25 protein-coding genes are annotated in these 26,790 nt (G+C 64.4%); 13 read left to right on the forward strand and 12 right to left on the reverse strand.

Annotated elements, in window-relative coordinates; genetic code table 11:
* Genes araA through araB form a run of 3 tightly spaced genes read right to left on the reverse strand, consistent with a single transcriptional unit; the run spans position 1 to position 3,870 of the window.
* A complete protein-coding gene (gene araA, locus CH302_RS11370) occupies positions 1–1,485 on the reverse strand; it encodes an L-arabinose isomerase (RefSeq protein WP_037192370.1) in 1,485 nt (494 codons plus the stop codon).
* A gap of 37 nt (positions 1,486–1,522) precedes the next feature.
* On the reverse strand, positions 1,523–2,200 hold the full coding sequence (locus CH302_RS11375) for an L-ribulose-5-phosphate 4-epimerase (protein WP_037192368.1): 678 nt from the start codon (positions 2,198–2,200) through the stop codon (positions 1,523–1,525).
* Entirely contained in the window at positions 2,200–3,870 is a 1,671-nt protein-coding gene (gene araB, locus CH302_RS11380) for a ribulokinase (RefSeq protein WP_037192366.1), read from the reverse strand. The genes CH302_RS11375 and araB overlap by 1 nt, the downstream gene beginning before the upstream one ends.
* Before the next feature lie 268 nt (positions 3,871–4,138).
* On the opposite strand from araB, the gene fdhA reads away from it, so the two are divergent.
* Positions 4,139–5,356, forward strand: coding sequence for a formaldehyde dehydrogenase, glutathione-independent (gene fdhA, locus CH302_RS11385; protein ID WP_037192364.1), 1,218 nt, complete (start codon positions 4,139–4,141; stop codon positions 5,354–5,356).
* 27 nt (positions 5,357–5,383) lie between these two features.
* Positions 5,384–5,587, forward strand: a complete 204-nt coding sequence (locus tag CH302_RS11390; RefSeq protein ID WP_037192361.1) for a zinc-ribbon domain-containing protein — start codon at positions 5,384–5,386, stop codon at positions 5,585–5,587.
* Between the two features lie 59 nt (positions 5,588–5,646).
* On the opposite strand, the gene CH302_RS11395 is transcribed toward CH302_RS11390, so the two are convergent.
* Positions 5,647–6,804, reverse strand: coding sequence for a beta-ketoacyl synthase N-terminal-like domain-containing protein (locus CH302_RS11395; protein ID WP_037192360.1), 1,158 nt, complete (start codon positions 6,802–6,804; stop codon positions 5,647–5,649).
* A gap of 192 nt (positions 6,805–6,996) precedes the next feature.
* Here CH302_RS11395 and CH302_RS11400 point away from each other — a divergent pair, with 192 nt between their 5' ends.
* Together CH302_RS11400 and CH302_RS11405 are read left to right on the forward strand one after the other, a co-directional pair.
* Positions 6,997–8,604: a sensor domain-containing protein gene (locus tag CH302_RS11400; protein ID WP_052047811.1), complete on the forward strand. Its 1,608-nt coding sequence runs from the start codon at positions 6,997–6,999 to the stop codon at positions 8,602–8,604.
* A gap of 113 nt (positions 8,605–8,717) precedes the next feature.
* Positions 8,718–9,650 (forward strand): arabinofuranosidase, encoded by a 933-nt coding sequence (locus tag CH302_RS11405; RefSeq protein ID WP_052047829.1) that lies wholly within the window; start codon positions 8,718–8,720, stop codon positions 9,648–9,650.
* Positions 9,651–9,664: 14 nt separating this feature from the next.
* On the opposite strand, the gene CH302_RS11410 is transcribed toward CH302_RS11405, so the two are convergent.
* The 3 genes from CH302_RS11410 to CH302_RS11420 all read right to left on the reverse strand — a co-directional run bounded on the left by CH302_RS11410 (position 9,665) and on the right by CH302_RS11420 (position 12,607).
* Complete coding sequence (locus CH302_RS11410) at positions 9,665–10,690, reverse strand: phosphotransferase family protein (RefSeq protein WP_037192357.1); 1,026 nt, start codon at positions 10,688–10,690, stop codon at positions 9,665–9,667.
* Positions 10,687–11,898: an acyl-CoA dehydrogenase family protein gene (locus CH302_RS11415; RefSeq protein WP_037192355.1), complete on the reverse strand. Its 1,212-nt coding sequence runs from the start codon at positions 11,896–11,898 to the stop codon at positions 10,687–10,689. The genes CH302_RS11410 and CH302_RS11415 overlap by 4 nt, the downstream gene beginning before the upstream one ends.
* Positions 11,899–11,995: 97 nt before the next feature.
* Positions 11,996–12,607 carry a TetR/AcrR family transcriptional regulator gene (locus CH302_RS11420; protein ID WP_037192353.1) on the reverse strand — a complete coding sequence of 204 codons (612 nt, stop codon included), beginning with the start codon at positions 12,605–12,607 and terminating at the stop codon, positions 11,996–11,998.
* A 152-nt stretch (positions 12,608–12,759) separates the two neighbouring features.
* Here CH302_RS11420 and CH302_RS11425 point away from each other — a divergent pair, with 152 nt between their 5' ends.
* Genes CH302_RS11425 through CH302_RS11435 form a run of 3 tightly spaced genes read left to right on the forward strand, consistent with a single transcriptional unit; the run spans position 12,760 to position 16,515 of the window.
* The gene (locus tag CH302_RS11425) at positions 12,760–14,376 is read left to right on the forward strand and encodes a class I adenylate-forming enzyme family protein (RefSeq protein ID WP_052047810.1); all 1,617 of its coding nucleotides are present in this window, start codon (positions 12,760–12,762) and stop codon (positions 14,374–14,376) included.
* The gene (locus CH302_RS11430; RefSeq protein WP_052047809.1) at positions 14,373–15,665 is read left to right on the forward strand and encodes an MFS transporter; all 1,293 of its coding nucleotides are present in this window, start codon (positions 14,373–14,375) and stop codon (positions 15,663–15,665) included. The genes CH302_RS11425 and CH302_RS11430 overlap by 4 nt, the downstream gene beginning before the upstream one ends.
* Positions 15,666–15,720: 55 nt before the next feature.
* A complete protein-coding gene (locus CH302_RS11435; protein WP_037192350.1) occupies positions 15,721–16,515 on the forward strand; it encodes a MerR family transcriptional regulator in 795 nt (264 codons plus the stop codon).
* Positions 16,516–16,536: 21 nt separating this feature from the next.
* On the opposite strand, the gene CH302_RS11440 is transcribed toward CH302_RS11435, so the two are convergent.
* The gene (locus CH302_RS11440; protein ID WP_037192348.1) at positions 16,537–17,076 is read right to left on the reverse strand and encodes a TetR/AcrR family transcriptional regulator; all 540 of its coding nucleotides are present in this window, start codon (positions 17,074–17,076) and stop codon (positions 16,537–16,539) included.
* A gap of 68 nt (positions 17,077–17,144) precedes the next feature.
* Between CH302_RS11440 and CH302_RS11445 the strand changes: the two genes are divergently transcribed.
* Together CH302_RS11445 and CH302_RS11450 are read left to right on the forward strand one after the other, a co-directional pair.
* Positions 17,145–17,522, forward strand: a complete 378-nt coding sequence (locus CH302_RS11445) for a hypothetical protein (protein ID WP_141216631.1) — start codon at positions 17,145–17,147, stop codon at positions 17,520–17,522.
* A gap of 149 nt (positions 17,523–17,671) precedes the next feature.
* Positions 17,672–18,496 carry a dienelactone hydrolase family protein gene (locus tag CH302_RS11450; protein ID WP_037192343.1) on the forward strand — a complete coding sequence of 275 codons (825 nt, stop codon included), beginning with the start codon at positions 17,672–17,674 and terminating at the stop codon, positions 18,494–18,496.
* Positions 18,497–18,548: 52 nt separating this feature from the next.
* On the opposite strand, the gene CH302_RS11455 is transcribed toward CH302_RS11450, so the two are convergent.
* Entirely contained in the window at positions 18,549–18,914 is a 366-nt protein-coding gene (locus CH302_RS11455; RefSeq protein WP_037192341.1) for a DUF1330 domain-containing protein, read from the reverse strand.
* Positions 18,915–19,011: 97 nt separating this feature from the next.
* The gene (locus tag CH302_RS11460) at positions 19,012–19,653 is read right to left on the reverse strand and encodes a class I SAM-dependent methyltransferase (RefSeq protein WP_037192524.1); all 642 of its coding nucleotides are present in this window, start codon (positions 19,651–19,653) and stop codon (positions 19,012–19,014) included.
* Positions 19,654–19,982: 329 nt separating this feature from the next.
* Here CH302_RS11460 and CH302_RS11465 point away from each other — a divergent pair, with 329 nt between their 5' ends.
* Complete coding sequence (locus tag CH302_RS11465) at positions 19,983–20,882, forward strand: 3-hydroxyacyl-CoA dehydrogenase (protein WP_037192522.1); 900 nt, start codon at positions 19,983–19,985, stop codon at positions 20,880–20,882.
* A gap of 99 nt (positions 20,883–20,981) precedes the next feature.
* Here the strand turns inward: CH302_RS11465 and CH302_RS11470 are convergent, their stop codons facing one another.
* Positions 20,982–22,184 (reverse strand): PucR family transcriptional regulator, encoded by a 1,203-nt coding sequence (locus tag CH302_RS11470; RefSeq protein ID WP_037192339.1) that lies wholly within the window; start codon positions 22,182–22,184, stop codon positions 20,982–20,984.
* A gap of 127 nt (positions 22,185–22,311) precedes the next feature.
* On the opposite strand from CH302_RS11470, the gene CH302_RS11475 reads away from it, so the two are divergent.
* Entirely contained in the window at positions 22,312–23,976 is a 1,665-nt protein-coding gene (locus CH302_RS11475) for an FAD-binding dehydrogenase (RefSeq protein ID WP_037192337.1), read from the forward strand.
* Between the two features lie 2 nt (positions 23,977–23,978).
* Positions 23,979–24,914 (forward strand): MBL fold metallo-hydrolase, encoded by a 936-nt coding sequence (locus CH302_RS11480; protein ID WP_052047807.1) that lies wholly within the window; start codon positions 23,979–23,981, stop codon positions 24,912–24,914.
* Between the two features lie 26 nt (positions 24,915–24,940).
* Here the strand turns inward: CH302_RS11480 and CH302_RS29600 are convergent, their stop codons facing one another.
* The gene (locus tag CH302_RS29600; protein WP_230596326.1) at positions 24,941–25,336 is read right to left on the reverse strand and encodes a LuxR C-terminal-related transcriptional regulator; all 396 of its coding nucleotides are present in this window, start codon (positions 25,334–25,336) and stop codon (positions 24,941–24,943) included.
* Positions 25,337–25,545: 209 nt separating this feature from the next.
* Between CH302_RS29600 and CH302_RS11490 the strand changes: the two genes are divergently transcribed.
* On the forward strand, positions 25,546–26,787 hold the full coding sequence (locus tag CH302_RS11490; RefSeq protein ID WP_037192335.1) for a TetR family transcriptional regulator: 1,242 nt from the start codon (positions 25,546–25,548) through the stop codon (positions 26,785–26,787).
* Positions 26,788–26,790 lie beyond the last annotated feature (3 nt).

Here is a 26,790-nt window from a genome sequence, read left to right on the forward strand (position 1 = left end):
TCACAACTTCGCCGCCAGTCGGTGGTAGGCCGCGTTCCAGCGCAGTGTCTGTTGGAATCCTCGTGTCGTGGTTGCGGAATCGATGGTGAGCAACTCGACCCCGATCATGTCCGAGAATGCCTCCAGCACAGGCAAACCGATCGCGGTACTCAGAACTGTGTGGTGGGGTGCCCCGGCCGTCAGCCAGGATTCCGCTGACACCGCGAGTGAGGGCTGCGGTTCCCATACGGCGCAGGCGACCGGCAGCTTCGGGAGAGCCTCGTCGGGCTCGACGACGTCGATCACGTTGGCCGTCAACCGGAATCGTTCACCGACGTCCGAGAGTCCGACCACAACGCCGTGGCCTGGATCGGCGGTGAAGCGCAGGCGGACGGGGTCTTCGCGGCCGCCGATGGACAGTGGATGGATCTCCAGGGTGGGCCGGGAGGTGGTGGTCGAGGGGCACACCTCGAGCATGTGTGCGCCGAGGATCTTCTCCGCCCCCGGGACGAGGTTGTAGGTGTAGTCCTCCATGAACGACGTTCCACCGTCGAGGCCCTCGGCCATCACCTTCATGGCGCGCAACAGCATCGAGGTCTTCCAGTCGCCCTCACCGCCGAAGCCGTAGCCGTCGGCCATCAGGCGCTGCACCGCGAGTCCGGGCAATTGGCGAAGCCCACCGAGATCCTCGAAGTTGGTGGTGAAGGCCTTGAATCCACCCTCGGTGAGGAACTGCCGCAGTCCGGCTTCGACGCGGGCACCGTACCGAAGCGAGTCGTGGCGGTCACCGCCCTTGTCGAGGCTCGGTGCGATGTCGTACAGCGACCGGTATTCGTCGACGAGGTCCGACACGGCCGAATCGCTCACACCGTCCACGACCTCGACCAGGTCGTTGACTCCGTAGGTGTTGACGGACACCCCGAATCGCAACTGCGCTTCGACCTTGTCGCCCTCCGTCACTGCGACGTCGCGCATGTTGTCGCCGAAACGAGCCAGGCACAACGACCTCAGCTCCGCGCGACCGAGAGCTGCTCGCACCCACTGCTCCGCACGCTCGATCACCGCGGGATTGTCGACGTGGCCTGCCACGATCGTGCGCAGAACACCCACCCGAGATTCGACGTGCCCGAACTCGCGGTCGCCGTGGGCGGCCTGGTTCAGGTTCATGAACTCCATGTCGATCGTCGACCACGGCAACGACATTCCGGCTTGCGTGTGCAGGTGCAGCAGCGGAACGTCCAACGCGTCGAGTCCGGCAATCCACATCTTGGCGGGGGAGAAGGTGTGCATCCAGGTCACGACGCCCACGCATTCGTCGGCGGCGTTCGCCTCGCGCATGCAGCGCAGGATCGACGACGCGTCGAGCAGCACCGGCTTCCAGACCACCGAGACGGGCAGTGCCGCATCGAGTTTGTCCGCGATCTCGCGAGACTGAACTGCTACCTGCTCGAGGGTCTCGGGGCCGTAGAGGCTTTGGCTACCGGTGAGAAACCATATTTCGGACATGGGGGTACCTCCGTGGAAAGAGAATTCGGCGCGCCGGTCAGCGCTGGCCGTAGACGTTCTGGTAACGGTCGTAGAGTGCGTCGACCTTCGAGCTCGGAATGGGAAGTGGTTGTCCCAGTTGATACGCCAGGTGTACCGATCGGGCGACGTCCTCGCACATGACCGCGGCCTTCACCGCGGATCGGGCGGATGGGCCGACCGCGAAGACACCGTGGTTCTGCATGAGGATCGCCGGAGATCGACTGTCGGCGAGGGTATCGACGATGCCGCGTCCGATCGAGTCGTCGCCGATCACCGCGAAGGGGCCGACCGGAATGTCTCCGCCGAATTCGTCTGCGCACATCGTGGTGACGACCGGAATGGGTTCTCCTCGGGCCGCCCACGCCACCGCATACGGCGAATGTGTGTGCACCACACCGCCGATGTGTTCGAGGTGCCGGTAGACATAGGCCTGCGCCTCGGTGTCCGAGGACGGTGCATGGTCACCCTCGACCACCCTGCCGTGCAGATCGCACACCACCATGTTGCCGGGCGTGAGGTCGTCGTAGGAGACGCCACTGGGCTTGATGACCATCAGGTCCCGGCCGGGGACCCTCGCCGAGACGTTGCCTGCCGTCCACACGACCAGGCCGTATCGCACCAGCTCGGCGTGCAGGGTGCATACGTCGCGGCGGATCTCCTCGATGACTTCGCGTACGTCGTCGACGACGGTCATCATGCATCCACCTTTCGCGTCAGTGCGTCACGTCGGAGCGCTCGGAGGCGGCGCATGGTCGGCACGTCTCGGCCGAATCGATCGTGTAACTCCAGATAGATCTCGAAGAGTGCGTCGTAGGCTTTCGATCGCGATTCGTCGGGTACGAATGCGGCCCGACGTACCTTGCCCATCGATTTCGATGCGACGGGCACATCGGAATAGCACCCGGCGGCCACCGCGGCATGAATGGCGGATCCCAGGGCCGGGCCCTGGGCAGACGCGATGACCGACAACGGCATTCGCAACACATCGGCGTAGATCTGCATGAGCAGCGGGTTGCGGGCCAGACCACCCGCCACCACGAACTCCTCGACCGGAACTCCACTGTTGCGGAACGTTTCGACGATGACGCGGGTTCCGAATGCCGTGGCCTCGAGCAGCGCTCGGTAGGTGTCCTCGGGGCGTGTCGCCAACGTGGTTCCGATGACGAGCCCGGAAAGTTCGTGGTCCACCAGGACCGACCGGTTCCCGCTGTGCCAGTCGAGCGCGACGAGCCCGTGCTCACCCACGTCCTGCATCTGCGCGAGCCGAGTCAGGTGTTCGTGTACCGACTCACCTGCCGCGGCCGCCGCCTCGCTGTAGGACGCGGGTACCGAGGTGCGCGTGAACCATCCGAAGATGTCACCGACGCCGCTCTGGCCCGCCTCGTAGCCGAAGGATCCGGCGATGATTCCGCCGTCCACCACCCCGCACATGCCGGGAACTTCCTTCAGAACGGTCGAACTCATCACATGGCATGTCGAGGTTCCCATGATGGCGACCATCCGCCCCGGTTCGACCGCGCCGGCCGCGGGTGCCGTCACGTGCGCATCGACGTTGCCGACAGCGACGGCGATGCCCTCCGGCAGTCCGGTCCATTGCGCAGCCTCGGCGGTCAACGTACCTGCGCACGAACCCAACTCGCCCAGCGGCTGATCGAGTTTGTCGGCGACGAAGGAACCGAAGTCCGGTGCCAGTTCGGTGAGGAAGTCCACGGACGGGTAGTGCCCGTCCTGATAGATGCCCTTGTATCCGGCGGTGCACGCGTTGCGTACGTAGTGTCCGCAGAGCTGCCAGACGATCCAATCGGCCGCTTCGACCCATCGGTCCATCGCGTCGTAGATCTCGGAATCTTCCTCGTGAATCTGCAGCGCCTTGGCGAACTCCCATTCCGAGGAGATCAGTCCGCCGTAGCGAGGGAGCCAACTCTCTCCGCGACGCGCAGCGAGATCGTTGATGCGGTCCGCCTGCGCCTGTGCTGCATGGTGTTTCCACAATTTCACGTACGAGTGCGGTCGATCGGCGAAGCGCGGATCCTCACACAACGGAGTGCCGTCGGCGTAGGTGGGGACCATGGTGCACGCGGTGAAGTCGGTACCGATGCCGACCACCTGCTCGGGTTCGACGCCGGCGGCAGCCAGCGCAGCCGGGACCGCACGACGCAGGACGTCGCGATAGTCGTCGGGTACCTGCAGTGCCCACGCGTCGGGCAATCGGACCGTGCCGCCAGGCAGTGTCTCTTCGAGCACCGCGTGACGGTAATCGTGCACGGCAGAGGCGATCTCGGCACCGTCCGAGACCCGGACGACGACGGCCCGGCCGGAGAGCGTGCCGAAATCGACTCCCACCGTGTAACGGTCAACCGGCATCCAGATCTCCTTAGTAGTGCCACCCGCTGTGACGTGTGCAACACAGTGTGAGCGCTAACATCGCGTTGCGTCAAGTGCGTGGGACGCATCGGTTCATCGAACGCGAGGCGAAGAGTCTCGCGGGGTGTCCGCTCGCGTCGATTCGAGTTCCTCGACAACGCACCTATTCGGATCTGTGCATACTGGTGTGACACGGGCCACACGAGCTGATCGGATCCATGATCCCGGCCCGCTGGTCACCCAGCTCACTCGACGAAGAGGAGAACTCATGGCAGACAATCGCGCAGTGACGTACGCCGGACCGGGCAAGGTGGAGGTTCAGGACATCGCTTTTCCCGGCCTGGAGTTGACCGACGGACCTGGAGTGAACCCGGCCAACGTCGGACGCAAATGCGAGCACGGAGTGATCCTGAAGGTCGTCTCGACCAACATCTGCGGTAGTGATCAGCACATGGTTCGTGGGCGCACGACTGCGCCCGAGGGACTGGTGCTCGGTCACGAGATCACCGGCGAAATCGTCGAGGTCGGCCGAGACGTCGAATTCCTGAAGGTCGGCGACATCTGCTCCGTACCGTTCAACATCGCGTGCGGCCGGTGCCGAAACTGTAAGGAGCGCAAGACCGGAATCTGTCTCAACGTCAATCCCGATCGACCGGGCTCGGCATTCGGCTACGTGGACATGGGCGGCTGGGTGGGCGGCCAGGCCGAGTACGTCATGGCACCCTATGCGGACTTCAACCTGCTCAAGTTCCCGGATCGCGACCAGGCCATGGAGAAAATCCTGGACCTGACCATGCTCTCCGACATCTTCCCGACCGGATTTCACGGAGCGGTGACCGCAGGGGTGAAACCCGGTGCGACGGTGTACATCGCGGGTGCAGGCCCGGTGGGCCTCGCTGCCGCGGTCGGCGCGCAACTTCTGGGCGCATCGGTGGTGATCGTCGGCGACATGAACGCCGATCGTTTGGCCCAGGCGCGAACGTTCGGTTGCGAGACCGTCGACGTGGGCAAGGGAGCTCCGCAGGATCAGATCGAACAGATCCTCGGGGTGCCCGAGGTCGACGCGGCGGTGGACGCCGTGGGCTTCGAGGCCCGCGGTCACGGAGGAGATTCGTCCCACGAAGCACCGGCAACCGTCCTGAACTCGCTGATGGACATCACCACGGCGGGCGGGGGCATCGGTATTCCCGGACTGTATGTGACCGGGGACCCGGGCGGTGTGGACGAGGCTGCCCAGCGCGGCGCACTCTCGCTCAGTCTCGGTACCGGTTGGGCGAAGTCACTGTCGTTCGCCACGGGGCAGTGCCCGGTGATGAGCTATCACCGTGAGTTGATGAATGCGATTCTGAAGGACCGTGTTTCGATCGCGAAGGCAGTGAACGCAACGGTCATCTCGCTCGACGACGCACCGCGGGGCTACCGTGAATTCGACAGTGGAGTCGCGCAGAAGTTCGTCATCGATCCACACGGCATGATCGCGAGCTGACGGAGTCGGGGCCCCTAGGCTGGTGTCATGTTCCTTCTCTTCGGCTTCGGCAGCAAGCGTAAACACATCGGCCAAGGGGCAACCCGCAACTGTCCGCGGTGCCACAACACCACCCAGTGGGCGCGGATGAAGCAATACCAGCAATTCACGCTGTTCTTCGTTCCGGTCGCGCGCTGGAAGCGAGTCGAGTTCGAGGAATGCGGAATCTGCGGCAACACAGCTCAGGTCTGACGTCTGCACGTCGAGCCGGCCGCCTGCGATACGCGGGCTGCCGGCTCGACGAATGCAGCTCATGCAGGAGCCAGTACCACCACCGAGTTGTGTCCGCCCATTCCCAATGACGATTTCATGGTCAACCCTGGCTCGGCAGTGGTGAATCCGTCGAGCAGCAGGGGATGGGCATCGGAGACCTGCGGGGCGGCAGGCACGAGTCCGCGCTCGAATCCCATGACCGCAGAGATGGTTTCGACAGCCGACGCCGCACCCTGGCAATGTCCCGTCAGCGGCTTCACCGAATACACCTGCGCGTGGGAGTCCAGCACCGTTTCCAACATGGTGGTTTCTGCCGCATCGCACTGTGCGGTGCCGGGTCCGTGGGCGTTGAGATACCGCACCTGCTGGGCAGTGACGTCCGCGTCGACCAACGCCTGCTCGAAGCAGGCCCGCACCTGGGTGAGCGCAGGGTCGATCGACGTGGCATGAAACGCGTCGTGTGTCATCGAGCCGCCGAGCACCCGTGCGTACGAGGCCGAACTGCGCGTCGACAGAACGAAGGCCGTCGCGGCCTCGCCCATTCCGAACCCGCGGCTGCCTTCTTGGAACGGTCGGCAGCCATCCTGCGGCTCCACGTCGACCACACCGACGCCGAGCTCGACGAAGTGGTCGATGTTCTCCGGAGTCAGGGACAGATCGGTGGCGACGAACACCACGTCGTCGACGAATCCGGTATCGAGCCACATCTTGGCGGTGAGCAGACCCGCATTGCCCGACGCGCACATCGCCGAGACGTTCATGGCCGGGCCGTGAAAGCCGTATTCCTGCATCAGCAGGGACACCGGGGTCGACGGCATCAGCGTCAGATAGTCACGAACACGGCGTTCTCCGCCGTCGCGCAGATAGAAGTTACGCCACTCGTCCACTTCACCCAGGACGACGGCATGGATGAGACCCACTCGTCGGCCGGGCTGCCAGCCCCGCGCCATCGCGTCGTCGATTGCCTCCCGCGCTGCCCCGCGCAGTGCCCGTCCGAATCGGCTGGTGCCGTCGCTCCGGTCCCCGCCGTCGGGGACCTTCGCCAACCAGACCGGATTCTGTCCCGGTCGGGTGAGGTCGTGGTGCAGCGTGGCCGCCGCTTTGCCCGTGGACAGGCCGTCCCACAAGGCGGATGCGCCCCAGCCGTAGCCGGACAGTGCGCCGATCCCGGTGATGTCGATGCCATGAGAGCTCATCGTGGAAATCCGTTTCTTTCGAGGTTCGCGAAACCGGACTCGGCTCGCTCCTTGATTTAGCCCTCCAAACCGGCATCAGGTCCAGTCGGAAAGCGGGACATACAGTCCGAAACGGACGTGAGTCGCCAACGGCACGTTGGTAAGTGGTTCAATCGGGTGTTGACCGTCCGTCTACGATCGCGAGGACCGAGCATGGCTCCAGGGGAGCGTGATGACGTCGACGACCCTCGATCGCGTCCCGCGTCGCCCGGTCTCGCCGATCGCTACCGGGTTCTCGTCGAGCATTCACCGGACGCGATCGGCGTACATCGACGAGGCATCCTCGTCTACCTCAATCCCGCCGGGATGCGGTATCTGCGTGCCGAGGATGCAGCGGACGTCATCGGGCATCCGATCACGAAGTTCATCGCCGCGGAATCGGTCGGCCCCATGCTCGAACGGATCTCCGCCCTCGACTCTCACGGCGCCGCCAGCGCCGCGTCGGAAGCAACGGTGCTGGCCCTCGACGGGACGACGCTGACGATGGAAGCGGTATCGGTGCGCACCGTGTGGAACGGTGAGCCGGCGTACCAGGTCATTCTTCGGGACCTCACCGAACACAAGGCCGCGCAGAAGGCGCTGCAGAAGCAAGCCGCTCTGGTCGAGCACGTCAGCGATGCGATCATCGGTGTGTCCGCCGACGGTCTGGTGTCGAGCTGGAATCCTGCTGCGGAGTCGGTCTACGGGCGACCGGCAGCGGACGTGCTCGGTCGTGAGGTCTCGACGGCCGTCGGGGTGCCATGCGATCCGGCCGCGATTCTCGCTGTGGGCGGGAGGCTGTGCGATTCCCATCGGCGTGCGGACGGGTCTGCGCTCGCGGTGATCGTGTCCGCCGCCCAGATGCCCGACGGCTACGTACTGGTCTGTGCCGACCAGAGTGCCGTGCGCAGAGTCGAGGATCATTTCACCGCGGTCGTGGAATCTCTGGAGGCGGGTGTCGTCGTTCTCGATCACACCGGCCGAATCGAATCGGCGAATCTGTCTGCGAAGACCATTCTGGACATCCAGGTCGGAGTGGCGACTGCAGGACAGGCGTCGGTTCTTCCGTTCCGGGTGTACGGCACCGACGAAGGGCCGATCCACCCGTTCGAGCATCCCGTCGCCGTCACCAGGAAAACCGGCGAGCCCTGCCAGGCGGTGATCGGGATCGAACGTCGCCGGGACGGCCGGAACTTCTGGCTGTCGTTGACGGCGACGATGCTCACCGCGGGCGACCCGAACCCCTCCGTCGTGGCGACGTTCGTCGATATCACCGACACCTACCGGATGAGCATGAAGCTCGAGCATGCAGCGACGCACGACGACCTGACCGGTCTGCCGAACAGACCGTTGATCCTGGCTCGCCTGGACGAACAGCTGGCCAAGCCCGATCGCGAGGACTCCATGGCCGTTCTGTTCATCGACCTCGACAACTTCAAGACCATCAACGATCTGCACGGTCATACCGTCGGCGACGCCGTCCTGGGGGTGGTCGCACACCGTCTGACGCGTGCTCTCCCCGCCGATGCCTTCGTGGGTCGTATCGGGGGCGACGAGTTCGTGGCGGTCGTTTCGAGTTGCGTGGGTACCGAGGCCGACGATGTTCGTGCCGAATTCGCCACACCCATCACGACCGCGGGGCGGGTGTTGACGGTGGCGGCGAGCATCGGTGTCGTCACCGTCGACCGTGACGACACTCGAAGTGCTCTGGACATCCTCGACGATGCCGATCACGAGATGTACCAGGCCAAGCCCGTTACTCAGTACATTTCGCATTCATAACAACATCGGTAGCAATCTGTTGTATCTGTTACCAAAGGTACGCATGGTGCGTATGCGTCGGACATACTGCTTCGGTGATATCGACCGTGCGCAGGTTCCTGCTCGTCGTACCGATGGTGATCCTGGCTGTCGCCGGACTGCTGTTCTCCGCTGCAGGAACCGGTGCCGCTGCACCCTCCGCGTGGCGCTACACGATGGTGGCCTTCAGCAACGACAGCGATCGAGACATGGATGTCTACGAGTCCAGCGACGGCACCGATTTCACAGCACTGCAGACATCGGCCTACCGACCTCCGTCCGGGGTGGTTCGCGATGCGAGCATATTCCGGCACACCGACGGGATGTACTACGCGACGTACACGACCGGCGGCGGCGCGAACGTCGGCTTCGCGCGCAGCAGTGACCGCGTGAACTGGACTTTCCTGCAGAACTTCCCGATCCCGTTCTGCTGCGCTTTCCTGCCGGGCACCGGAGCCGGTACCGGATCGGCCAGCCCTCCCGGATTCAGCGGATCGGCCGGCTTCTCGGACGGACCGTCATTGTCTCCGTTCACCACGAAGGCATGGGCACCCGAGTGGTTCGTCGAGGGCGACCGCGTGAGCATCATCGTCTCGCTGTCGACCGGCGGCGGGTTCGTGCCGTATCTGATGACGGCCATGGATCCGGGCCTGAGGATGTGGAGCTTCCCGGTTCCGTTCGTCGGCATCGGAGCGGACCACATCGACACCACGGTGGTCAAAGTGGGGCCGACTTACCACGCGTTCACCAAGAACGAGACCCACAAGGTCATCGAGCATTGGACGGCACCGTCGTTGATCGGGCCTTACACCGTCGTTCCCACCCGCGATTTCGGACCACTGAAAGAAGGTCCGGCGGTCATCGAGTTGCCCGACGGCACATGGCGGTTGTACTACGACGACTACACCAACCGGAAGTACTTCTACTCCGACAGTACGGACGGGTTGAACACCTGGTCCGAGCCTCGCGAGCTTCCTGGTGTCTCGGGTACCGTCCGCCATGTCGGCGTGATGAGAGAGCCCGCCTGACAGAGGGTTCCGCGTCAGTCGGTGGTTCCTGCGAGTGCTCGTAGCCCGGCTGCGATGAACTCCCCGGTGGCCTCCGCGGCCTTGCCTGCACCGGCCCCGGTGTCGGAGCCCGACAGCGCGCGGTAGGTGATTCCCTCGCCGATCACTCCGAGCTTGAAGTTGGCGAGGGCGAGGTAGAAGCCCCAATCATGAAGTTCTCGACCGGATTCCACTGCATAGTGTTGCGCGAGGTCGGCCGCGGAGGGGTACCGATCGCTCGTCCACGCAGCGTCGGCGCCGAGGACTGCATCGAAGACCGGTTGGCGGTAGATGCACATCAGAGCAACATCGGTCAGTGGGTCACCGAGCGTGGACATCTCCCAGTCCACCACCGCAGCAACGGAACCGACGTCATCGACGGCGAGAATGGTGTTGTCGACCCGATAGTCACCGTGCACGATGGACGACGCAGATCCTGCCGGTACCGACGCTTCGAGCGCACGATGCAATCGTTCGACATCGGGCAGGTCGCGAGTCTTGACTCGCTCCCACTGCCGAGCCCACGTGGCGACCTGCCGCGAGACGAACCCGTCGGGTCGGCCGAAGCTGCCGAGGCCCACGGCGTCGGGGTCGACGGCATGCAGCCTGGCGAGCACTCGGACCAACTCGGCGGCGTTCTCGGTGACCTGCGCATCCGTCAGATCGCCAAGATCCTCGCGGCTACGAACGACTCGACCCGGGACGAACTCCACCACGGTCATGGGCGCACCCAACGCAGAACCGTCCCGATCGAACGCGACGGTCGTGGCAACCGGAACATCGGTGGATGCAAGGGCTTCCGTGACGGCCCACTCGCGGGCCATGTCGTGCGCCGAGGGCGTCAGCCCACTCGTGGGAGGGCGGCGAACGACCCAGGTCGAGGAGTCGTCGTACGCCTTGTAGGTGAGATTGGATCGGCCACCACTGATCATCTCGACCGACAGTTCTCCGTCGACCTCGATACCGTTGCCTCGCAGGAACCGTTCCAGCGCATCGCGATTCATGCCCGGCAGTTCGCTCACGACTGTGCCTCCCGCGCTGCGCGCTTGGCTGCACCGATCGTCCGTTTGGCGATGGCCCACCGGTGAACCTCGGACGGGCCGTCGTAGACGCGGAACGGGCGCACTTCGCGTGAGAGCCTGGCCAGTGGGAGATCGTCGGACACCCCGAGGCCACCACACATCTGGATGCTGCGGTCGACGATGCGGAAGATGGCCTCGGCCGCGAACGTCTTCGCGATCGACGTCTCGTTGCCCGCGTGCCCACCTCGATCCAACTCGAAGCACGCCACCATCAGGAGCGCGCGGGTGGCGGCGATGTCGATCTCGTTGTCCGCGACCATCTTCTGCACCATGCCGAGATCGCCGAGCTTTCCGCCGAACCCTTCACGCCGGGCCACCTGCGCGACGGCGATGTCGTGCGCACGGCGGGAGGCCCCGAGCCAGCGCATCACGTGCGTCATGCGGGCGGGCCCCAGACGCACCTGGGCGTAGGCGAATCCCTCGTCGACGGCCCCGAGCACGTTCTCGTCGGGCACGAACACGTTCTCGAAGAACACCTCGCAGTGACCGCCGATCATCGCTTTGTCCAGAGTGCCGATGTGCCGGCCGACCCTGATGCCCGCGGTGTCGGCGGGGGCGAGGAACATCGTTGCCCCGCCGCGATCACCGGGCGCGCCGGAGGTACGGGCCATGATGATGAAGAAGCCTGCACCGTCGGCGCCGGTGATGAACCACTTGTGTCCGTTGATCTTCCAGCCGCCCTCGACTCGCTCGGCGGCGGTGGTGAGTGCCGCGGGATCGGAACCGGCACCCGGCGCGGGTTCGGTCATCGCGAACGCAGACCGCATGTCGCCGCGCGCGAGCGGAGCGAGAAACTGCTCCTTCTGCGCTGCCGACGCGATGTGAGCGAGCATGTGGACGTTCCCCTCGTCGGGGGCACCGAGGTTGAGGGCGATCGGGCCGAACAGCGAGTAGCCGGCTTCCTCGAACACCGGCGCGCGGTCGCTCATCGACAGTCCGTGACCGCCGTATTCGACCGGCGCGTGCGGCGCGAACACGCCCGCGTCCCTCGCGGCCGCTTGCATCTCTATGCGCAGCTCGTCGCCACCGGCGTCGGCGATGTTGCCCAGGAATCGGTCTTCGATGGGAAGCACGTGATGGCGGGTGAACGTGCGCGTCCGATCGATCAGCTTCTCGATGTCGGGGTCGTACGTCAGATCGATGGCCACGATGCGCTCCCATTCCGGTACCGACCGAGCACTCGCTCGGTCTCTGGAAGGTTGACACAATCGCTCGGTCGGGTCAAGGAGTCCGGGGCAGCTACTCCTACTCGCCGGTCGCTGCTCCGACCGTACGACGGGCAATGTCGAGATAGACCGCCACCAGCTCGCTCGGAGGCAGTGGCCCGTCGGGGCGGTACCAGGTGGCGACGCCGACGCACATCGTCGTGACGGCTCGACTGGCATCCCTCGGGTGCGGAGTGTCGAACAGGCCTGCATCGACACCGGCGGCGACGATCGCGTCGAGCAGCCGCTGTTCCTCGTCGCGTTTGGAAATGTAGGCGTCGCGATTCGCCGGATCGAGGCTGCGGATTTCCGTCGAGCACACGAAGGCGGCGTCGCGCCTGTGGATGTGGAACAGCAGCAGGGATTCGACCACTGCGTCGAAACGGTCACTCGGCGACGAGCCGGCACCGGCCTCTGCCGATCGAGTTCGTTCCAACAGCTCGTCCATCGACGCGTCCATGATGCCGACCAGTAGAGCCTGCTTCGACGGAAAGTGGTGGTACAGACCGGGAACCGACAGTCCGGCTCCCGCCGCGATCTGCCGCACCGATGTGCCGTGGTAGCCCTGTTCCACGAACGTGTTCAACGCCGACGACAAGGCAGGGGAGAGGTTCGAGCCCTCGTACGTTCGCCAGGTGGAGGTCGCGGTCATGCGCCCACCGTAGATGGCCGGGCGGCGGGTGTGGTCCCGGAAGCACCCGGTTGACACTTGTTCTGTGATCCGTAACACTACGGAGTGTCGACCGAGCGAGTGCTCGGTCGGTCGATCTCGGCCAGGCCAACGTTCGATCGAAAGAGTCCTCGATGCCCCTCACCATCCTCGATGCCTGGCGTGCCCGGGTGCTCCGGTCGCCCGATCGGCCCGCGCTGGCGTACTTCGATTGCGTTCTCACCGCCCGCGAGGTCGACGAGGCCACCGACGCTCTCGCCGCCGCGTTCGTCGACCGCGGAGTTACCCGCGGCGACCGCGTCGGCATCTATCTGCAGAACGTTCCCCACTACGCCCTGACGTTCTTGGCGCTGTGGAAGGTCGGCGCCGTGGCTCTGATCCTGAATCCGATGTACCGCAACAGAGAACTGCGCCACCTGCTCGACGACGCGGAGCCCGTCGCCCTCGTGTGCGACGAGTCGGATCTCGTCGCGCTCGAAACCTCGTTGCAGGGCAGCACGATTCGGTTCTTCGTGAGCATCAGCGGACTGGATCTACAGACTCGTAACGATCCGCGTGTGTTCGACGCGACGACGCGCATCACGCCGACGCCCGAGAACGACCTGCTCGGCCTCGTCGAGGCCTACCGAGGTCGCGTGATGGACGAATTCGCACCGCAGCCGGACGATCTTGCGCTGTTGGCCTACACCTCCGGAACCACGGGGCCGCCCAAGGGCGCTCGGATCTCGCACGCCAACGCGTTGGCGACAGCCACGGACTTCGGTGAGCGTGTGGGAATGGAGGACGGCGACGTCGTGTTCGCCGTCGCCCCGCTGTTCCACATCACCGGGGCCATGCTCGACGCTGCGGTGGCTCTGGTGCGCGACTGCTTGCTCGTGTTCGCTCACCGCTTCCACGCAGGCGTCACGTTGGACGCGTTCGTCGAGCATCGGGTCACATACACCATCGGGTCCATCACCGTGTTCAACGCGATCTCCGAGAGCCCGGGCGTGGACCGCAGACATTTCGCCTCGGTCAAGGCGCTCTACTCGGGCGGTGCGCCCATTCCTCCGGCCACCGTCTCCGCGTTCGAGGCGAAGTTCGGGTGCTACATCCACAATGCATACGGAATGACCGAGACCACCGCAGGCGTGATCGCGGTGCCGCCCGGACTCCGGGCACCGGTGGACGCGTCGAGTGGCTCGTTGTCCGTCGGACTTGCGCTTCCTCGCGTGCAGCTGCGCACCCTCGACCCCACCGGGTTACCCACCGAGCCGGGAGTCGCCGGCGAGCTGGAAGTGTCCGGGCCGCAGGTGGTCTCGGGTTACTGGCAGAACCCGGAGGCATCGGCGTCGACGATGCCCGGAGGTCGCCTGCACACCGGAGACGTGGCGATCATCGACGAACAGGGATGGGTCTACCTCGTCGACCGGCTGAAGGACCAGATCAACGTCTCCGGATACAAGGTCTGGCCCCGGGAGGTCGAGGACGCCCTCTACGAGCACCCGATGGTGTTCGAGGCAGCCGTGGTCGGTCGTCCCGACGCCTATCAAGGGGAATCCGTCGTCGCGTACGTGTCGGTCCGCAGTGGCTCGGCCGTGACCACGGACGAGCTGATGGCCTTCGCGCGCGATCGCCTCGCTGCCTACAAACGTCCGAAAGACATACACATCATCGACGAGCTGCCCAAGACGCAGACCGGCAAGATTCGCCGCGCAGCACTCAAACCTGTTTCAGCACAGACTCACTCGAGCGAAAGTGGAACCTCATGACCGTCGGATCACCCCGCGACACCCGCTCGACACCGGACATCTCCTCGCGGAAGAAGTCGTTGTTCGCCAGCACGATCGGCAACGTACTCGAGTGGTACGAGTGGAGCGCCTACGCGGTCTTCGCACCGTTCATCGCCGCGGCGATGTTCAGCCAGACCGATCCGGTCTCGGCCCTACTGTCCACGTTGGCGGTGTTCGCCGTCGGATTCCTGATGCGCCCGCTCGGCGGCATCGTGTTCGGCCGGATCGCAGACAAGAAGGGGCGCAAGTTCGTTCTCGTCACCACCATGCTGATGATGGCGGCCGGAAGCCTGCTGATCGGCATCATGCCCACCTACGGGGCCATCGGGGCCTGGGCATCGGTACTGCTGTTGCTCGCACGCGTCATGCAGGGTTTCGCGCACGGCGGCGAGTCGGCGACGGCCTACTCGTACGTCGGCGAGATCGCGCCACCGAACCGACGCGGGATGTGGGGAAGCGTTGCATTCGTCGCGATCTTCGGTGGCTCGGCGCTGGCATACACGGTAGGTGGCGTCATCACCTCGACACTGTCCGAATCGGCTGTCGGCCAATGGGGTTGGCGTATCCCGTTCTTGCTCGGCGCACTTCTGGCACTGTTCGCGTTGTACCTGCGCAAGAACATGGACGAGAGCGACGTCTTCGATTCGGAGCAGAACAAGGTGAAGCAGGCGCCGATCGCACGAAAGACGGTCGTCAAGGCAATCGTGTTGATGATCGGGATGACGTCGGGAATCACAGCGGCGCATTACACCTGGACTTCGTACGTGTCGACCTTCGCCATCACGCAGCGTGGGATGAATCCGGACACCGCGTACTGGATGCTCGTCATCGCTCAGTTGATTGCGTTGGTGTCCTTGCCGTTCTTCGGTCGTCTCTCGGATTCGATCGGTCGCCGGCCGATGCTTGCCACCTTCGCCGTATCGATGTTCGTTCTGCAGATCCCGCTGACGATGATGATCTCGACGCAGTGGTGGACGTTGCTGCTCCCGTCCACGGTCGCACTGCTCGTCATCGCAGTCCCGGCTTCGATTCTCTCGTCGACACTGTCGGAGAGCTTTCCCACCCGACTCCGCACGCAGGCGATCGGATTCGCCTACTCGTTCTCGGTAGCGGTGTTCGGCGGAACTGCGCCCTATCTCAACCAACTCTTCCTCGGCCTCGATCTGGGCTGGGTGTTCGGCGTGTACATCATGTTCCTGGCCGCCTTGACCGGTGTCGCGTGCTTCTTCATGAAGGAAACGAAGGGAATTCGACTCGAGGACGTGTGATCCGACCACGGCAGATCTTGCTCCTGACGCGACGTGAGGTTCTACCGTCTGGTTCATGAACAGCAAAGGTCCGATCACCTGGGGAATCGGTGACGTCGCGCGTCGAACCGGCGTCACCGAACGCACGTTGCGGTACTACGAGGAACTGGGTTTGCTCGCTCCGGACCGAGACGGAGGGGGTAGGCGTCGGTACGACGGAGGAGATATCGATCGGCTGTACCGTATTCGACTGCTCCGAGAATTGGGAACTCCGCTCGCCGATGTCGATCCGGACGTGGCGGATTTCCAGCACCTGACTCGGCAACATCTGGCAGACCTGGACCGTCGGATGGCGGACCTTGCTCGGGTGCGCGAACGGGTTCGTGCGGTCGAGGACCGACTACTGCACGGTGCTCTTCTCGGCGACGACGCGCTGTTGGATCTACTCTCGTGCCTGTCGACCGAAGAGCCTGCGGTGACCGGTCGGACCACGTTGTTGGTCTACCGCGACATCGCAGCGGCCCACTCCTACCTCGTCGACGTGCTGGGGCTGGCTCCGGGACCGATCGAATACGACGGTGACCGAGCAGTCCACGGAGAGGTTCACGCCGGTGACGGTGTTGTCTGGTTGCACCGCGAGGCTCCTGAACATCGAATGGTTTCTCCCCTGACCAACGGCATGGTCACCGCCTCGCTCGCGGTCCTGATCGACGACGTCGACGCCCATCACGCTCGAGTGGCCGCAACCGGGGCAGCGATCGACTACGCGCCCGCCGACATGCCCTACGGCGTCAGGGAGTACGGCGTTCGTGATCCGGAGGGGCACCTGTGGTCGTTCCAGACGCCGATCGAAGAACCGGTGGCGTCCTGAACCCGCTCTGCCCCAGTGAATCTATCGGTGATCGAGCAGTGACGTCGATGCCGTGTCGGCGAGGTCACTGCCTCCCAGCAGCCGCATGAGCAGAAGGCCGTCGAGCACAGCCACGGCAGCGGCAGCCTCTCTGCGTCGGTAGTCCTGGTCCCCGACTACGAAGCCGCCGAGCCATTCGATCCAGCCCTCCACCAAGTGCGAGGCCACGGATTTGTAGGGCTCGATTCCTGCTGTTGCTTGTCCGATGGCCTCGAAGTAGAGCCCGAACAGCGGATCGCACTCAGGCTGGGCCACCACCGGCCACGCCGTCGCGACCAGTGAGCGGTGGTCGTTCGTCGGCACCGAGAACGCCGCGGCCAGCACGTGTTGCAGTCGATCTCCGACTACCGACAGAACGGACGTGACGAGCTCGTCCTTCGTCGGGAAGTAGTAGACGACCATACGATCACTGATCTTCAAACGCGATGCGAGTCTGCCGAAGGTCAAGCGGCTCAGGCCGTCTTCCAGGGCGGCCTCCAGTGCCACGGACAGCATCTCTTCGCGTGAATGTTTCTTGACCACACCTTGATCGTAGTGGTCACTACAGGTACCTTCTGTTGTAGTGACCACTACAACTCGAAGGAGACGTCATGCGTAGACGTTCGACTCCCTTGCTCGCACTGTCGGTTCTGCGATCGACCGCCGGACTGATCTCGTGGGCGAGTCCCGCACATTCGTGGCGTGCCTTCGGCCTCGGACCCATGCATCAAGTCGGAAGTGCGGGGGTGGCGACGCGCCTGTTCGGAGTCCGCGATCTCGCGCTGGGAATGGCGCTGCACCACCCATCCGCGGACGTTCGCAAAGCAGCCGTGGAGGCCGGCATAGCGATCGATGTCCTCGACGTCGCGGCAAGTGTGATCGGTCGTCGGGCAGGTGCGCCGGCTGCGAGTCTGGCCGGAGTGGCGGCAGGCGCAACGCTGTTCGTCGTACTGGGCGTGACGATCATCGCGGACTCGGCCGCTTCGTGATCATCGGTGTCTCGGTCGGGCCGCTGTACCCTCTGGTGCGCGGTGAGGGGCGGTACTGCGGTGTTCTCGCCGTAGTCCATCCGATGATCTAGCTTTGACGGCATGCGTCGGCTCGGCGCGGTGGACCACTGGCAGAAGGACGCACTCCCATGACCGATGACACGCTGGCCGACTTCGAGCGAACCGAGTTCACCGCGGACGGGCGGACGGCGCCCGTGTATCGCATCGGAACCGGGCCGGCTGTGATCGTGATGTCGGAAATGCCGGGCATCACTCCCAGGGTCGCGGACTTCGCGAGAACCGTCGCCGGAATCGGTTGTACGGCCGTCGTTCCGCACCTGTTCGGAGTCGACGGCAAGGATCCGCTGGCCGCGCCACTGGGAGCGCTCGGCACCGTTGCCACCATGTCGCGTGCCATGGTGCCGGCGTGCATCAGTCGAGAATTCACCATCCTCGGCACCGGTAGATCGTCGCGCATCGTGGTGTGGTTGCGCGCTCTGGCAGAGCAGGAGCACGAGCGCTGCGGCGGACCAGGCGTCGGTGCCATCGGAATGTGCTTCACCGGAGGGTTCGCTCTCGCCATGGCGGCGGACGATCGACTGATCGCACCGGTGCTCTCGCAGCCCTCACTTCCGTTCGCGGCATCGAAGTCTCGCGGTAGATCCATCGACATCACCCCGGGCGACCTGGACAAGGTGAAAAGTCGTTGTGCAGCAGGGGAGCTCACGGTCCTGGGAATGCGTTTCGAAGGCGACAAGATGTGCCCGCCCGCACGATTCCAATGGCTGCGCGAGCAGCTCGGCGACGCATTCGTCTCGGTGGAACTGCCCGACTCCTCTTTCAACCCGGAAGCATTCGGACCACCGCATTCGGTCGTCACCGAAGGACTGATCGACGAGCCGGGGGAGCCGACACGGCAGGCGCTGGATCAGGTACTCGATCTGTTCCGTAGGCGGTTGCTCACGACAGATTGAGTATGCGAACCCCTGCTGAGTGACCGAGCAATTCGGTCAGCGAGCCGCGGATTCACGACCACGGAACGGTGGCCTGTAGAACCGCCTCCTTCAACGCGCTGGTCCGCAGTGCCGTCACCGCCTGATAATCGGGATCGGCCACCATTTCGCTGAATGCCTTGCGCGAGGGGTACTGCACCAGCAGGACCGCATCCCAGGCCTGACCGTCGTCGGCTACCAATGCCGTCGAGCCGTCGCCCGCATACAACACAGTCGCGCCGTAGCGCGGAAGGAACGTCTCGTCCAGTGCTTTCGCATATTCTGCGTACGAATCGCGGCCACCGTCGGCGAACCGCAGCAGGTTGAGCATCACCACAGGCCCACCGGGGTCTTCTTCCAGATAGCGCTTCAGGTCTTTTCCGCGGGGATCTACAGCCATCGATCGAGTATGCGTCAGCCGACGATCCGATGGAGCGGTAATTGCACCCGCGCACGCACCCGCGACGGCACCAACTGTGTGGCACGCAGCCGCTCGCTCATCGACCTCGGCATCGGACAGGTAGAGCGGCAACCCCGAGGGACAGATGTCCCCACGGGCGCAGCAGCCGTGGCCCGGGTAGCCGGTCGGTGTCCAATTTCTCCATCGTGAAGCCGGCGTCCGTCACCAATTCGGGGACGTTGCGAACGAGGTGGCATCCGCCGGCGACGCGTTGCTCGATGCCGTCGAGGCGACGCTGCCACGCGGCAACGCGGGGGTCCGGGGACAGACCGTGCTCGAGGAAGAACAACTTGCCGCCAGGACGAAGCACGCGTCCGATCTCGCGCAGTGCACGAGCGGGGTCGGGCACGGTACACAGCGTGAACTTACTGACCGCAGCGTCACAGCTGTTGTCGGGCAGGGGAAGCGACTGTCCGTCGAGTCCCACGAAATGAACCGGAATCGATGACGCAGCAATGCGGTCGGCTGCCAGACGCCGCGCGCCGCGAGACGGCTCGACGGCGGCGACGGACGTCACCGCACTCGGGTACACCGGAACGTTGGTGCCGGAGCCGAACCCGATCTCCACGACGTCGCCGCTGAGCCCGGAGAGGGCGCGGGCCCGCAAGCGGTGTACGTAGGACGCGTCGAGCACGACGTCGATCAGTCGGGGGAGCAGGCGGTCGGACCACAAGGCCACGGTGTCCGGCTTTCGTCGTCGGTGCGGTGTCTGTCTGCTCACTGCGTCGGTTCCTCGATAGTGTCGAAAATCCTGCACGGACGGCGGCGAAGGGCCACCGGATACGGATACAACCGACAGTATCGGTGACACCCTGGGCAGTTGGCCATGCCGCTGCCTTGGGGAGCGCGCTCGATCTCCTTCGCCGGCCAGCAGCTCCTCGGGGAGACTCGACCGCTCGTTCAGCGAGTCGATCCGTTGTTGGACCCCGAGGCGGTGGTTCCATGGTCAGCGGTAGAACGTGCAGAGCGGGAAAGCCAGTGACTCGATGAATGGGAAGTGTGTCGTCCATGATTGACGTTGAGAAAGTGACCGTATTCGGAACTGGAGTGCTCGGTTCACAGATCATGATGCAGGCTGCGTACCACGGAAAAACCGTTGTTGGATACGATATTTCAGACGAATTATTGGCCAAACTGCCGGATCGCTGGGAATGGATGCGCGGATACTACAAGCGTGACCTGAAGACTTTCGACGAGGCGCGATTCGACGAGGCCATCGAATCCATCACGACCACCACCAGCGTCGCGGAAGCCGTTTCGGACGCCGACCTGGTGATCGAAGCAGTTCCGGAGGATCTCGAGCTGAAGAGAAATGTCTGGTCGGATATCGCCGCGTCGGCCCCGCCGAGAACTATCTTCGTGACCAACTCGTCGTCGCTACTGCCCAGCAGTTTTGCAGAGGCTACCGGGCGGCCGGAAAAATTTCTTGCATTGCACTTCGCCAATCTCGTGTGGCGGTACAACACAGGTGAGGTGATGGCAACTGCTGCAACAGATCCCGTCTACTTCGATACAGTTTTGAACTTCGCTTCGGAGATCGGTCTCGTTCCCGTTCCGGTCCGAAAGGAAGTTCCGGGATACGTGTTGAACAGTCTCTTGATTCCGCTGTTGCAAGCAGGAGCCAACCTCTACGTCGGCGGGGTTGCCAATCCGGCGGACATCGACAACGTGTGGCGAATAGCCACCGGGGCTCCCGCCGGTCCGTTCCAGATATACGACACGGTCGGCTTCAACGTCGCAGCACACATCGCGCGCGCGAGCGGTGTCGAGGATCAAGTCGAATTCGCCGATATGCTGCAGAAGGGTATCGACGCGGGAAAGACAGGCCTCGGGGACGGAGAGGGCTTCTACACGTACGATTCCGACGGCCGGCGACTCGATGCTGTCGAGTCGTGGAACATCAACTGAATCGCTCGATCACTGTCCCATTCAGGTGGACGAGACCGCGCAAAGATTCATGCATGGGTGTCCGGGTTTTCGATGTGCCCGGCATCGCTGAACACCGGATCAACCGAGTTGCCGCAGTTGAATCGCAGTGTCCAACGCGAGTCGATGCCACGCAGATCGCGGATCCCGGCCGGTCAGTTCCTGGGCTCGGCGCAGTCGGTAGCGCAGAGTCTGCGGGTGTACATGCAACTGTGACGCGGCGGCCGTTGCGGTGCCGGTGGCGATGAAGGCCGAAAGCCCCTCGAGGATGTGCGCATTCGCCGACTCGGTGAGCGAGCCGAGAACGGTGCGCACCACCTCGCTCGTGTCCGCGGTGGGCCGCGCGGTCAACAGAGCCAGCAACTGCCCGTCACCGGTGTCGAGCACGGCACGGCCGTCGAACGCGTGATCCGGTGCAGTGTCCAGAGCCTCCGACGCGAGTCTCCACGCGCTGCCGACACCGGCTACGGTCGATCGCTCAACCAGGCATCCACGCACACCGCTCGCTCGAGATGCTACGTCGACCTGGGCGCGACCGATCGTCGACGGCAGCAGCAGGATCGCCCGCTGCTCGCGTCGAGTGCACAGATGATTCCGCGTCGTCGACGGCTCGGTGCGATCGGGCGGTGCGAGTCCCAATGCGAGAACGAGTGATTCGACGGTGTCGTCGGTCAGTGATCTGCCTGCGCTGGTCGGCTCCACCACCAGCAGATTCGGGTGACTCGGCAGTTCGAGGTCGAGCTCGCGGGCGCGATCGGCCACTGCTCCTGGCGAATTGTGTCTGCCTGCAAGTAGGTCGTCGAGCAAGAGGGCGTGAGCCTGCGCCCGATTGGATGTGAGTTGTTCGCGCGCAACGATGTACGCGCCGATGATCTCCTCGGATATTGCGTCGATGGCGTCGAGCACGCCCAGGCTGAGATCGGCGATGTCCGGTGGATCGAGCGCATCGAGGTACTTCGTCGCGACGTGCCGAACGAACACGCTCGACGCGACTCGGTACGCTCTCAGCACGTCGGCCAACGGCCGGCCGTCGGCTGCGCGAGCGGCGCCGATCGCGCGGAATCGACTGTGATCGCGTTCGTCGATAGCGGGGTCGCCGCCCGCCCACAACGTCATCAGGCGACGCAACGACCAGTAGGCGATCGCCTCGACGTCCGCCAACTGCGGACCGTGCAGGTTGCGATAGACCGGGATCGCATCCCGTACGCCCTGCACTGCCGACGCCACCACAGCGACCAGTTCGGCTTCGATCTCGGCTACCACCGCGGCCCTGGCTCGGTACACCGCGGCATCGTCTCACATTTATCAGTCATTGATAAGCCGTATCGTCATTGGAGCAACTTTCCTTGAGTTCCTGCACCGACGACAGCACAGTCGAGGGAGACAGTCGGTCGAGCAGAAGAGTGGGGCAATGGACGCAGACGTGATCGTGGTGGGTGCAGGCTTGGCCGGACTGGTGGCGACCGCCGAACTGGCCGACGCCGGAAAGCGGGTGCTGCTCCTCGACCAGGAGCCCGAGCAGAACCTGGGCGGTCAAGCGTTCTGGTCGCTGGGCGGTCTGTTCATGGTCGACACTCCGGAGCAGCGACGCATGGGCATCAAGGATTCTGCAGAGCTTGCGTGGCAGGACTGGCTCGGCACCGCGACCTTCGACCGCGGCATCGACGATCCCGCAGGCGAGGACTACTGGGGGCACCAGTGGGCGCGCGCGTACCTCGATTTCGCGGCGGGGGAGAAGCGGTCCTGGCTGCACGCGCAGGGTGTGCGCTGGGTACCCATCGTGGGGTGGGCCGAACGTGGTGGCTACCTCGCCGAGGGACACGGAAACTCGGTTCCGCGGTTCCACCTGACCTGGGGAACCGGGCCAGGAGTCGTCGCACCGTTCGAGCGTCGTGTGCGTGAGGCCGCCGACAAAGGGTTGGTGCGCTTCGGTTTTCGCCACCGCGTCGACGAATTCATCGTCAGCGCCGGAACGGTCGAGGGAGTCCGCGGCGCAGTTCTCGAACCCAGTTCCGCGGAGCGAGGTTCTGGCAGTACCCGCGTGGAGGTGAGCGAGTTCGAGCTGCGTGCCGGAGCCGTGCTCGTCACGGCGGGCGGCATCGGAGCCAACCATGACCTGGTGCGCGAGAACTGGCCGGCACGGTTGGGTACGGCCCCGAAGTCCCTCATTTCGGGAGTTCCCGAACACGTCGACGGCCGCATGCTCGGCATCACCGAGAAAGTCGGTGGCCGCCTGGTCAACAAGGACCGGATGTGGCACTACACCGAGGGCATCAAGAATTGGAATCCGATCTGGAAGAACCACGGAATCAGAATCATTCCCGGCCCGTCGTCCATGTGGTTCGACGCGCGTGGGCGACGGTTCCCCGTTCCCAACTTTCCGGGGTTCGATACCCTTGGAACGTTGAAAGCCATCCAGGACAGTGGATTCGAGTACTCCTGGTTCGTTCTGACGCAGAAGATAATCGAGAAGGAGTTCGCGCTCTCGGGATCGGAGCAGAATCCGGACATCACCGGAAAGAACCTCAAGCTCGTTTTTGGCCGAGTGTTGCCCGGTGCGAGCGAACCGGTCGAGGCGTTCAAGAAGAACGGAGAGGATTTCGTCGTCGCCGACACCCTCGCCGAACTCGTCCAGGGAATGAACAGGGTCTCCGGCGAGGATCTGATCGACCTCGCCGATCTGAAGCGGCAGATCGAGGCCCGCGACCGTGAGGTCGACAACCCGTTCACCAAGGACCTGCAGATCTCCGCAATACACAACTCGCGTCGTTCGCGCGGAGAACGCATCGCCCGTACGGCCTCACTGCACAAGATCCTCGATCCCAAGTCGGGTCCGTTGATCGCCGTGCGTCTGAACATCATCACCCGGAAAACGTTGGGCGGCATTCAAACCGACCTGCAGGGCCGTGTCCTCGACGGCGACGGACACGCGATCGACGGCCTGTGGGCGGCAGGTGAGATCGCCGGTTTCGGCGGCGGCGGTGTGCACGGGTACCGCTCGTTGGAAGGAACGTTCCTGGGTGGGTGCATCTTCGGTGGCCGGCAGGCCGGACGCGCGCTCGCTGCGCAGGCGTGACAGTGGCTGTGAGAATCGGTCGTCCCGCGCTGCCCGGTCCGACGGAGATCGCCACCACGGCGTCGGCGGGTCCGCGGTCGCCGGTGACGGTGTCGTTCCTCGGCGTCAGCACGGTGCTCTTCGACGACGGCGAATCGGCGATCCTCACCGACGGCTTCTTCTCGCGACCGTCGCTTCCGAAAACCCTTGCCCTACCGCTGCGGTCGGACATGCAGCGCATCGATGCGGCCCTGCGCAGAGCAGGGATCACCACGCTCGACGCTGTGCTGTGCGCTCACTCGCACTACGATCACGCACTCGACTCGGCGGCGGTAGCGCTGCGCACCGGTGCCGTTCTGGTCGGCGGTTCCTCGACCGGTTTCATCGGGCGGGGTTCGGACCTCCCGGACGACCGCATCGTCGTGGTCGAGAACGGTGGGACAACGGCGCACGGCAACTTTGCCGTCACGTTCGTCGAATCGGTTCACTCGTATCCGGATCGGGCGCACGGAACGATAGACCGGCCACTGACCCAACCGGCTCGGGTGCGCGAGTACCGGTGCGGTGAGGCATGGTCGATGCACGTCGAACACGTTCCGAGTGGCCGGACCGCACTCGTTCACAGCAGCGCCGGTTTCCGGTCCGGCATGCTCGACGGTCGCCGTGCCGACGTGGTCTACCTCTCGATAGGACAACTCGGCCGCCGACCGCGCGCGTTCGTCGAGCAGTACTGGCAGGAGACGGTCGTGGCGGTCGGTGCCCGGCGCGTGGTCCTGACGCACTGGGACAACTTCTTTCGGTCCCTGGACGAACCACTGCAGGCGCTCGCGTACGCCTTCGACGACATGTCTGCCTCCATCGATGTGCTGGACGCCTGCGCGCGAAGAGACGGCATCGCCCTCGAACTACCGACCCTGTGGCGACGCAGCGACCCGTGGGCCGACCGAGGGCGGGTGTGATCCGGGGCCGTCTCAGCGCAGGTCGGTCAGAGATCGTCGAGGGTGACCAAGCCGTCCTGCAGCGCCCGGGCCACGAGCGAGGCTTTGGTGGGTGCCGCTCGACCGACCGTGGCATACTTCGCGCGAATTCGAGACAGGTGGGTATTCACCGTGCCGAGCGCGATGTGCAGAACCGCACAGACTTCTTGTTTGGAGTCGCAGCGCAACCACGCACCGAGGACTGCGATTTCGCGTGCGGTGAGTCCCGGATCGGCAAGCGTCGACGCGTCCTGCGGTGAGGTGGGCTTGTCGGTGCCGGAATTCGCGGCGGTCCTGGCCCGCACCGTCGATGCACTGCGGCGCGGCGCGAATCGCTGCGCCGGGTGGATCGAGGTACCGGGCGGAGCCTGAATCGTCGTGGTCGACAGACCTGTACTCGTCACTCGCATTGCATCCGACCCCGCTGTCCGACTTGGGTGTTTCGAACATCCGACCACGCCGGAAAACATGAAACAACACCAAAGGGTTCGAGGCCGAGCACTGCATTGGAGATTGTTGTCGAATCGGCTTTACATACTTGTAAAATCAGGGACCGACGGAACCATTGCTATAGTTCGTAGTCCACTGGATCGAATATCGTAGGCGGTCGTCGTTGAGCCCGAAATCCACACCCCGCGAACAGCTGCTCCGGGCGGGCTCACGGTTGCTGACCGATCTCGACATGTCGGTGCTGGCCAGGTCTTTGTCGATTGCCTCGGTCGTGGAAGAAGCCGGGCTGTCGCATCAGACTTTTCACAATGCGTACCCCGGGTCCTCCCGTGCCGGGGAGCGTGGTGGCAAGGAAGCGTTCGTCGAGGACCTGCTCGCGCACGTGACCCTGCAGTACGCGAAGCCCGACGACGCAGGGCATCTCTCGTCGGATCTCGCGTCCTATTTCGAGCAACTGACCTCCGGCCTGCTGCGCAGGAGAATGATCGGCGCGATGATCGCCTCCGACCACGCCGGAGCCCGATCGTCGCTGGCACCCGAATTCGGCGCCATGGACGACGCCGTCGGGGACGCTCTCCGACTCGAGCTGCGCGAGCTCGGGGGTTCGGTGAGAACGCCGCTGACGGTGACCGGACTGTCCACGATCCTCGTCGCTCTGCTCGACGGGCTCGCTTTCCGGGAAACCCTCAGCCCGGGAGCGGTGCCCACGTCTCGAGCGTCCGCGGCCGTCGAATCGCTGCTGGACTGGGCTGTGGACCCGGTTCACTCGGATCGTCGTGAACGCACCACGCGACCGGCGGACGCGTCCGCTTCTGTCGAGGCTCTCGATCATTCGAGGGCCGACATCGAATCCGACGTCATCGCGGCGACCGAGACGCTGTTCGCGGCGCACGGATACTTCTCGGTCACCCTCGCCGACATCGCAACAGCGTCCTCGCTCACCGTTGCCGATCTCAAGCGCCTCTTCCCGAGCAAGGTCGACATCATCGTCGCTGCACTGACGCCGGAGTTCGAGCGCGTCCTTCGGCTGGGGCGCGCCGACGCCCGACTGGAAGTGGAACCGATTGCTGCACTGGAGCGTTCGGTCAATCGGCTTGCGGAGTTCGTCGCGCGCAACCGCTCGATGAGCTCGGGAATGCTGCTGGCCCTGAGCTTCGAGCAGTTTCACGAGCCGAGCACCGTCACCACCATTCGGGAGCAACTCCCGCTGCCCTCGGCGCTCACCCCGATCCTCGAACGTGGCCAGCGGCGAGGCGACTTCGGTACGGAGGCGTCGGCGAGTGAACTGGCGACGATACTCGCCAACAACGTGGTCATCAGATCCGTCTCCCGGTCCGAGGAAGGCCCGGAACAAGTGTCCGACTACGTTCTGCGGGTGTTCCTCTCGGGAATTCGCGCTCGTTGAGCG

This window comes from Rhodococcus sp. 15-2388-1-1a (assembly GCF_002259145.1).
Classification (GTDB): Bacteria; Actinomycetota; Actinomycetes; order Mycobacteriales; family Mycobacteriaceae; genus Rhodococcoides.

Bases quoted from the DNA above. Each gene is read 5' to 3' on its own strand.
- araA (WP_037192370.1), bottom strand. From the start codon at position 1,485: ATGTCCGAAATATGGTTTCTCACCGGTAGCCAAAGCCTCTACGGCCCC.
- CH302_RS11375 (WP_037192368.1), bottom strand. From the start codon at position 2,200: ATGACCGTCGTCGACGACGTACGCGAAGTCATCGAGGAGATCCGCCGC.
- araB (WP_037192366.1), bottom strand. From the start codon at position 3,870: ATGCCGGTTGACCGTTACACGGTGGGAGTCGATTTCGGCACGCTCTCC.
- fdhA (WP_037192364.1), top strand. From the start codon at position 4,139: ATGGCAGACAATCGCGCAGTGACGTACGCCGGACCGGGCAAGGTGGAG.
- CH302_RS11390 (WP_037192361.1), top strand. From the start codon at position 5,384: ATGTTCCTTCTCTTCGGCTTCGGCAGCAAGCGTAAACACATCGGCCAA.
- CH302_RS11395 (WP_037192360.1), bottom strand. From the start codon at position 6,804: ATGAGCTCTCATGGCATCGACATCACCGGGATCGGCGCACTGTCCGGC.
- CH302_RS11400 (WP_052047811.1), top strand. From the start codon at position 6,997: ATGGCTCCAGGGGAGCGTGATGACGTCGACGACCCTCGATCGCGTCCC.
- CH302_RS11405 (WP_052047829.1), top strand. From the start codon at position 8,718: ATGGTGATCCTGGCTGTCGCCGGACTGCTGTTCTCCGCTGCAGGAACC.
- CH302_RS11420 (WP_037192353.1), bottom strand. From the start codon at position 12,607: ATGACCGCGACCTCCACCTGGCGAACGTACGAGGGCTCGAACCTCTCC.
- CH302_RS11425 (WP_052047810.1), top strand. From the start codon at position 12,760: ATGCCCCTCACCATCCTCGATGCCTGGCGTGCCCGGGTGCTCCGGTCG.
- CH302_RS11430 (WP_052047809.1), top strand. From the start codon at position 14,373: ATGACCGTCGGATCACCCCGCGACACCCGCTCGACACCGGACATCTCC.
- CH302_RS11435 (WP_037192350.1), top strand. From the start codon at position 15,721: ATGAACAGCAAAGGTCCGATCACCTGGGGAATCGGTGACGTCGCGCGT.
- CH302_RS11445 (WP_141216631.1), top strand. From the start codon at position 17,145: ATGCGTAGACGTTCGACTCCCTTGCTCGCACTGTCGGTTCTGCGATCG.
- CH302_RS11450 (WP_037192343.1), top strand. From the start codon at position 17,672: ATGACCGATGACACGCTGGCCGACTTCGAGCGAACCGAGTTCACCGCG.
- CH302_RS11455 (WP_037192341.1), bottom strand. From the start codon at position 18,914: ATGGCTGTAGATCCCCGCGGAAAAGACCTGAAGCGCTATCTGGAAGAA.
- CH302_RS11465 (WP_037192522.1), top strand. From the start codon at position 19,983: ATGATTGACGTTGAGAAAGTGACCGTATTCGGAACTGGAGTGCTCGGT.
- CH302_RS11475 (WP_037192337.1), top strand. From the start codon at position 22,312: ATGGACGCAGACGTGATCGTGGTGGGTGCAGGCTTGGCCGGACTGGTG.